This is a genomic window from Nocardia sp. CC201C (genome assembly GCF_030010695.1).
GTDB classification, from domain to species: Bacteria; Actinomycetota; Actinomycetes; order Mycobacteriales; family Mycobacteriaceae; genus Nocardia; species Nocardia otitidiscaviarum.
This window is the reverse complement of sequence record NZ_JASCXP010000369.1, coordinates 1-7,571: the sequence shown is the minus strand read 5'-3', so window position 1 is coordinate 7,571 and position 7,571 is coordinate 1. Positions and strand designations below refer to the sequence as shown.

Annotated in this window: 6 protein-coding genes; 2 read left to right on the top strand and 4 right to left on the bottom strand. The window is 71.2% G+C overall.

The genetic code is table 11. The features are described from left to right. Window positions 1-122: 122 nt before the first annotated feature. Window positions 123-935 carry a DUF4389 domain-containing protein gene (locus QK444_RS28675; RefSeq protein WP_282785254.1) on the top strand — a complete coding sequence of 271 codons (813 nt, stop codon included), beginning with the start codon at window positions 123-125 and terminating at the stop codon, window positions 933-935. Here the strand turns inward: QK444_RS28675 and QK444_RS28670 are convergent. The 4 genes from QK444_RS28670 to hutH are packed head-to-tail and all read right to left on the bottom strand — an operon-like array spanning window position 932 to window position 6,634. Then, window positions 932-2,227: a formimidoylglutamate deiminase gene (locus QK444_RS28670; protein ID WP_282785253.1), complete on the bottom strand. Its 1,296-nt coding sequence runs from the start codon at window positions 2,225-2,227 to the stop codon at window positions 932-934. The genes QK444_RS28675 and QK444_RS28670 overlap by 4 nt on opposite strands. After that, entirely contained in the window at window positions 2,224-3,438 is a 1,215-nt protein-coding gene (locus QK444_RS28665) for an allantoate amidohydrolase (RefSeq protein WP_282785252.1), read from the bottom strand. Before QK444_RS28665 ends, QK444_RS28670 begins: the two co-directional genes overlap by 4 nt. 5 nt (window positions 3,439-3,443) lie before the next feature. Then, window positions 3,444-5,093: a urocanate hydratase gene (hutU, locus tag QK444_RS28660; protein ID WP_282785251.1), complete on the bottom strand. Its 1,650-nt coding sequence runs from the start codon at window positions 5,091-5,093 to the stop codon at window positions 3,444-3,446. Beyond that, window positions 5,090-6,634, bottom strand: coding sequence for a histidine ammonia-lyase (gene hutH, locus QK444_RS28655; RefSeq protein WP_282785250.1), 1,545 nt, complete (start codon window positions 6,632-6,634; stop codon window positions 5,090-5,092). Before hutH ends, hutU begins: the two co-directional genes overlap by 4 nt. A 104-nt stretch (window positions 6,635-6,738) precedes the next feature. Between hutH and QK444_RS28650 the strand changes: the two genes are divergently transcribed. After that, a partial coding sequence (locus QK444_RS28650; RefSeq protein ID WP_282785249.1) for an IclR family transcriptional regulator occupies window positions 6,739-7,571 on the top strand: 833 nt, incomplete at its 3' end.

Here is a 7,571-nt window from a genome sequence, read left to right as displayed (position 1 = left end):
GAGACCATGTCAGCGTCACTCGGAGGCGTCCGGGGGTTTCGCACCACCCGGCTAGCGAATTCTGGGCTACATTCGCCTGAATCGAAGAACGCACCGACTACGTCGACCCGGGAGGTCCCGTCATGACTGGCCCCGAAAACTATCCCGCCCCCGAAACCGGAGTTCCGGGCAAGGAACCCACTGTCGATCTGGATATCTTTCCACCGGAACAGCATTCACGCCTCACCGTGTTGCTGCGCCTGCTGCTGATCATTCCGCAGGCCATTGTCGTCTGGCTGCTGGGGCTGGCCGCGATCGTCGTCGTGATCTGCGGCTGGTTCGGTGCGCTCGTGCTCGGCCGCCTGCCCGACTGGTGCACAGAGTTTCTGCGTGGCTACTTCTCCTACACCACTCGGGTCTACGGCTACGGCATGCTGCTGGTGGACGACTACCCGCCCTTCGCCTGGAATCCGACCGACTATCCGGTCCGCGTGCTGTTCCACGCGCCCACCGAACTGAACCGGCTGGCGGTGCTGTTCCGCCTGATTCTGGCCATCCCGATCCTGATCTTCGCCAGCTGGCTGACCACCGGGTGGACGGTCATCGCCTTCTTCATCTGGCTCATCGTCCTCATCACCGGCCGCATGCCGCAGCCGGTGTTCGAGGCCACCGCCGCGGTGATCCGCACGCAGCTGCGCACCAGCGCCTACGCCTATCTGCTCACCCCCACCTATCTGAAGGGGCCCTTCGGTGACGGCACGCAGCCCACCGATCCGGTGCTCGCCGCCGCGCAGCCGCCGGTCGCCTCCCCCACCCGACCGCTGTGGGTTTCGCAGGGCGGCAAGATCCTGCTCATCGTCATTCTGGTGCTGGGCATTCTGGCCAGCATCGGCCAGTCCGTCGCCCAGCCCAGCTACGACGACACCGATACGGTCGACACGTCACAGGCCGACTAGGTCGTCAGCGCGGCGATTTCGGCGGCGAGTGCCGCCGCGATATCGGTGATGTCGCGGTGCACTCGCCCACGGACCACCCACCGGCCCGCGACCATCACATCGGTGACATCGGAAGCGGTTGCGGCGTACAGGGTCCCAGCGCCATCCGCACCCACCGTACGCGGCGAGCCGGTATCGACGACCACCAGGTCGGCATCCCGCCCGGGTGCGATCTCCCCCGGCCCGAACCAGCCCGAGGCGGCGTGCCCGGTGGCGGCGGACAGCAGTTCCACGGGCTCGAAGCGGCCTCGGCGACCGGCGGCCAGGCGTTCGTGCCATTCCAGCGCCCGGGTTTCGAACCACGGATCGACCACCGCGTTCGAATCGCTGCCCAGGCACAGCCGCACCCCGGCGTCCGCGAGCCGCCGTGCGGGGCCGATACCGTCGCCCAGATCGGATTCCGTACTGGGACACAGGCATACCCAGCTCCCGGCCAGCGCGGTGATGTCGGCGGGTTCCAGATGGGTGGCGTGGACGGCCACCGTGCGGGGCGTCCACGCACCGGCCGAGGCCAGCAGTTGCGTGGGAGTGCATCCGTAGCGTTGGCGGCATTCCGCGTTCTCGCGCGGCTGTTCGGAGAGATGCACGTGCAACGGGCGGTCCGCGGCCGCGGCCACCACGATGGGCAGCTGGTCGACCGGGACGGCCCGCACGGAATGAATCGCGGCTCCGGTGACGACGAGACCGGCCGCCGGACGGAAGGATTCGACGCGTCGCGCCCACGCGTCGGCATCGCCGTCGTCGAACCGCCGCTGCGCACCGGCGGTGGGCTGCTCGAAGCCGCCCGCCAGATAGCACACATCGAGCAGGGTCAACCGGATTCCGGCGTCGGCGGCCGCGGCGACCAGCGCGTGGGAGAACTCGTTGGGATCGGCGTAGCGCTGCCCGCCGCCGGGATGGTGCAGGTAGTGGAATTCGGCGACGCTGGTGTAGCCCGCCGACACCATCTCCGCGTACACCGCACGAGCCAGCCGGTAGTAGGAATCCGGTTGCAGCCGTTCGGCCAGCGCGTACATGCGGTCGCGCCACGTCCAGAAGCTGCCGCGATCGTCATGGGTGCGCCCGCGCAGAGCACGGTGGAAGGCGTGTGAGTGGGTGTTCGCGAAGCCGGGCACCACCAGGCCGGACAGCACCGTCCCGGCGCGCGGCGCGCCGGTGGACACCGCGGTGATGACGCCGTCGGCCACCTCGACGCGCACGCCGTCCGCGACGCCGTCGGGCAGCCACGCCCGCTCGCACCAGTACGTGGTCATGCGGCGAGGTCCCGTAGCACGCGAGCCAGTTCCACTGTCCCGTAATCGATATCGGCGGGTTCGGCGAACTCCTCCGGCGCATGGCTGATACCGGTGGGGTTGCGCACGTAGAGCATCGCCGTGGGCACGAAGGGGGCCAGCACGGCGGCATCGTGCCCGGCTCCGGTCGGCAGCATCGGCGCGCCGCCGAGCAGCGCGCCGAGCCGATCCCGCAGGGCCGGATCGAAATCGGCGGTGCCCTCGAAGGACTGCTCGCGCACCTCGACCGTGCAACCCTCGAGTTCGGCCGCCGCGCGGGCCGCGTCGGTGATCTCGGCGACCAGATCGCGCACACTGCCCGGCTCGGGCAGTCGCGCGTCCAGCCATACGTCGACCTGGGACGCGATCACATTGGTACCGCCCGGGGTCGGCGTCAGCCGCCCCACGGTGGCCCGGGCCTCCGGTACGGCCGCGGCACACTGACGCACCGCCAGCACCAGCTGGGCCGCGGCCACCATAGGATCGCGGCGGTCGGCCATGAGCGTGGTGCCGGCGTGATTGCCCTGGCCGGTGAAGCGGAACCGCCAGCGCCCGTGCGGAATGATATTGCTGCCCACGGCCAGGGGCGCGTCCAGGTACACCAGGCCGCGCCCCTGTTCCACGTGCAGTTCCACGAATGTGCCGATGCGGCCGAGGGTTTCGTCGTCGCGGCCGAAGTGCTCCGGACGCGCTCCGGCGGCGCGGGCGGCCTCGGCGAAGGTGGTGCCGTCCGCATCGCGCAGGGCCAGCGCCTCCGGAGCGGCCAAGGTGCCGGTGAGCAGCCGAGAACCCAGGCACGGCACCCCGAAGCGGCCGCCCTCCTCCTCGGCGAACACCACGATGGCGAGCGGACGCCGCGGTGTGAATCCCTGTGCGCGCAGCAGATCGACGGCGGCCAGCGCGCTCACCACGCCCAGCGGACCGTCGTAGGCCCCGCCGCCCGGGACCGAGTCCAGGTGGCTGCCGGTGACCACGGCATCCGGTCCGGGTGTGCCGAACCAGGCCCACAGGTTGGCGTTTCGATCGGTGTGCACCGCCAGGCCGCGCGCCCGGGCGGCGGCGGTGAACCACTCGCGCAGTGCGCCGTCGGCGGCGGTGAAGACATGCCGCGAATAGCCACCGCGCACGGCGTCCGCGCCGATCCGTTCGATCTCTGCCAGCAGGGCGTTGGCCGCGGGCGTCTGCACGCTCACCGGGATCACCGCTCCCACAACGGGATTCGCACATCGCGGGCGCGCGCCACCTCGTCGGCCTCCGGGTAACCGGCGTCCACGTGACGCAGCACGCCCATCCCGGGGTCGTTGCTCAGCACCCGCTCGATCTTCTGCGCCGCGAGTTCGGTGCCGTCCGCGACGGTGACCTGCCCGGCATGGATGGACCGGCCCATGCCCACGCCGCCGCCGTGGTGAATGGACACCCAGCTCGCGCCGGAGGCGGTGTTGACCAGGGCATTGAGCAGCGGCCAGTCGGCGATGGCGTCGGAGCCGTCGGCCATGGCCTCGGTCTCGCGGTACGGCGAGGCCACCGAACCGCAGTCCAGGTGGTCGCGGCCGATCACGATGGGCGCGGACACCTCGCCGCTGGCCACCATCTCGTTGAAACGCAGCCCGGCCAGGTGCCGTTCGCCGTAACCGAGCCAGCAGATACGAGCGGGCAGCCCCTGGAACTCCACCCGCTCCCCCGCCAGGCGAATCCAGCGGGCCAGGGATTCGTTGTGCGGGAACAATTCCAGGATGGCGCGGTCGGTGGCGGCGATATCGGCCGGATCGCCGGACAGGGCCACCCAGCGGAACGGTCCCTTGCCCTCGCAGAACAACGGGCGGATATAGGCGGGTACGAAGCCCGGGAAGTCGAATGCGCGCTCGTAACCGGCGAGCTGCGCCTCGCCCCGAATCGAGTTGCCGTAGTCGAACACCTCGGCCCCGCGATCCAGGAAGCCCACCATCGCGCCGACGTGGGCGGCCATGGATTCGCGGGCGCGGCGGGTGAATTCGTCGGGCTTGCGCGCCGCGTAGTCGTCCCAGTCCTCGAGCGCCACCCCGATCGGCAGATAGGTGAGCGGGTCGTGCGCCGAGGTCTGGTCGGTGACCACGTCCACCTCGATCTCGCGGCGCAGCAGTTCCGGCAGCACCTCGGCGGCATTGCCGATGACGGCGACCGACAGCGGCCGCCGCTCGCGTGTGGCGGCCAGCACCCGGTCCAGCGCATCGTCGAGATCGGACGCGATCTCGTCGAGGTAGCGCGTCTCCACCCGCCGCTGCGCGTGTGCCGGATCGCATTCGATACACAGCGCCACACCGTCGTTCATGGTGACGGCCAGCGGCTGCGCACCGCCCATGCCGCCCAGGCCCGCTGTGACGGTGAGGGTTCCGGCCAGGCTGCCGCCGAACCGCTTGGCCGCCACGGCCGCGAAGGTCTCGTAGGTGCCCTGCAGGATGCCCTGGGTGCCGATGTAGATCCAGGATCCGGCAGTCATCTGGCCGTACATGGTGAGCCCCAGGGACTCGAGCCGCCGGAACTCCGGCCACGTCGCCCAGTCCGGCACGAGATTGGAGTTCGCGATGAGCACCCGGGGTGCCCATTCATGGGTGCGCAGCACACCGACCGGCTTGCCCGACTGCACCAGCAGCGTCTCGTCCGCGCCCAGATCGGTCAGACAGCGGCCGATGGCGTCGAAACTGGCCCAGTCCCGGGCCGCCTTGCCGGTGCCGCCGTAGACGACGAGATCCTGTGGGCGTTCGGCGACCTCGGGATCGAGGTTGTTGTGCAGCATGCGCAGCGCCGCCTCGGCCTGCCAGGTGCGCGCGGTGAGGTCGCCGCCGCGGGCGGCGCGAATGGTCCTGCTCATGAGTTCGAAGTCCCCTCGTCGAGAATGCGATCGACCGCACCGGCTCGGATCAGCTCCACCGCCGCGGCGATATCCGGAGCGAGATGGCGATCCGGACCCGGCCCGGGTACGTGGGTGCGCACCAGATCCCGCACCGCGCCGGTCACGGGCGCGGGCCGCAGCGGCGCGCGCAGGTCGAGCGCGCGTGCGGCGGTGAGCAATTCGATGGCCAGCACGGTGGTCAGCCCGTCCACGGCGCGGCGCAACTTGCGTGCGGCCGCCCAGCCCATGGACACATGGTCCTCCTGCATGGCACTGGACGGAATGGAATCCACCGAGGCGGGGGCCGCGCAGCGCTTGAGCTCCGACACCACCCCGGCCTGGGTGTACTGGGCGATCATGTAGCCGGAGTCGACGCCCGGGTCGTCGGCCAGGAACGGCGGCAGGCCGTGCGAGCGATGCACATCGAGCATGCGGTCGGTGCGACGCTCGGCGATGGATGCCACATCCGCGATGGCGATGGCCAGGAAGTCCAGCACATACGCGACCGGTGCGCCGTGGAAGTTGCCGTTGGACTCCACCCGGCCGTCGTCGAGCACCACCGGATTGTCGACGGCCGCGCGCAGTTCCCGCTCGGCCACGGTCTCCGCGTACGCCAGGGTGTCGCGCGCCGCGCCGTGCACCTGCGGGGCGCAGCGCAGCGAGTAGGCGTCCTGCACGCGCGGGCAGTCGTCGCCGCGGTGGCTGGCGACGATCGCCGAATCGGCGAGCGCCGCACGCATATTCGCCGCGGAGACGGCCTGCCCGGGATGCGGGCGCAGGGCCTGGAGATCGGCGGCGAACACCCGATCGGTGCCCAACTGCGCCTCCACGCTCATGGCGGCGGTCAGATCGGCCACATCGAACAGTCGGTGCAGATCGTCGATGGCCAGCACCAGCATGCCGAGCATGCCGTCGGTCCCGTTGGTCAGCGCCAGCCCCTCTTTCTCCGCCAGCACGAGCGGGGTGAGCCCGGCCGCGGCGGCGGCCTCGGCCATGGGGCGCGGGCCGTCCGGACCGTGCACCGAGCCCTCACCCATGAGCGCCAGCGCCACGGCCGCGAGCGGGGCCAGATCCCCGGAGCAGCCCAGCGAACCGTACTCCGGCACCACCGGAATCAGGCCGCTGTCCAGCAGCGCCGCCAACGCCCGCGCGGTCTCCGGCCGCACGCCGGTGTGCCCGGACATGAGGGTGCGCAGGCGCAGCAGCATCATGGCCCGCACCACCTCCGCCTCCACCGGCGTGCCCGCGCCCGCGGCATGGGAGCGGATGAGCGAGCGTTGCAGGTCGGTGCGCCGGTCCGGCGGGATATGCCGCAGGGCCAGCGCGCCGAAGCCGGTGGACACGCCGTATACCGGCCGCTCCCCGTGCGCCAGCTCGTCGATATGGCCGCGCACCTTCGCCAGGTGCGCCAGATCCGGTTCGGCGAGCTCCACGCGCGCGCCGTGTCGCGCGACCGCCACCACCTCCGACCGCGTCACAGGGTTCGCGCTCACCAGCACCCGCTGGATTCCGATCGTCATGGGCACCATTCCAGCGCCTCGGGCCGTCGCGATCGAGCACCCCGGGCCGGGTTTTGTCTGGTATTTCAGACAGAATGGACGGCGGACGGGTGAGGTGATGGCGGATGAGCGGTGATATTCCGGCGCTGCGGCGCGGTCTGCGCATCCTCGGACTGCTCGCGCAGCGGCCGCATCCGGTACCCGCCGCGGTGATCGCCCGCGAGCTCGACATCCCCCGCTCGTCCACGTATCAGCTGCTCAACGAGTTGCAGGCGGCCGGGTACGTGGCCTATCTGGCGGCCGAGCGCAAATACGGGCTCGGCATCGGCGCGTTCGAGATCGGTTCGGCCTACCTGCGGCACGATCCGCTCGAGCGGGTGGCGGCTCCGCTGCTGCGCGGCCTGGTCGACGCGGTCGGCTGCACCGGGCACCTCGGCGTCCTGCACGGCAACGAGTCGCTGTACCTCATCGAGCAGCGACCGCCGCGCCCGCAGACCCTGGTCACCGATGTGGGGGTGCGCCTGCCCGCCCATCTCACCGCCACCGGGCGCACCATCCTCGCGCACCTGACGCCGAAACATGTGCGCGCTCTCTTTCCGGGCCCGGCCGCGTTTCCCATGCGTACCTCCCGGGGCCCGCGCGAACTGCGCGCGCTGCGCCACCTGCTGCGCGTGGAGGCCGCACGCGGCTGGGCGGTCGAGGACGGCTACATCACGCCGGGTTTCGCCACCGTCGCGCACGCGGTGTTCGATCACGGCGGGCGGCCCATCGCCGCCCTCGGGCTCACGCTGCGCCACCACTGCCGGGACGAGGCGATCGAATGCGGCCACACCTGGCCGGAGCTGGCCGCCCCGCTGCGCACCGCCGCGGCGGCCGTGACCGCCGCCATCGGCGGCCGGCCACCGGCCGGGTGGACGCGGGTGAGACCACCCGGACCCGGTAGGGCCCCCCCGCCAGC

Coding starts and splice junctions, on each gene's coding strand:
- QK444_RS28675 (WP_282785254.1), top strand. CDS start 123: ATGACTGGCCCCGAAAACTATCCCGCCCCCGAAACCGGAGTTCCGGGC.
- QK444_RS28670 (WP_282785253.1), bottom strand. CDS start 2,227: ATGACCACGTACTGGTGCGAGCGGGCGTGGCTGCCCGACGGCGTCGCG.
- hutU (WP_282785251.1), bottom strand. CDS start 5,093: ATGAGCAGGACCATTCGCGCCGCCCGCGGCGGCGACCTCACCGCGCGC.
- hutH (WP_282785250.1), bottom strand. CDS start 6,634: ATGACGATCGGAATCCAGCGGGTGCTGGTGAGCGCGAACCCTGTGACG.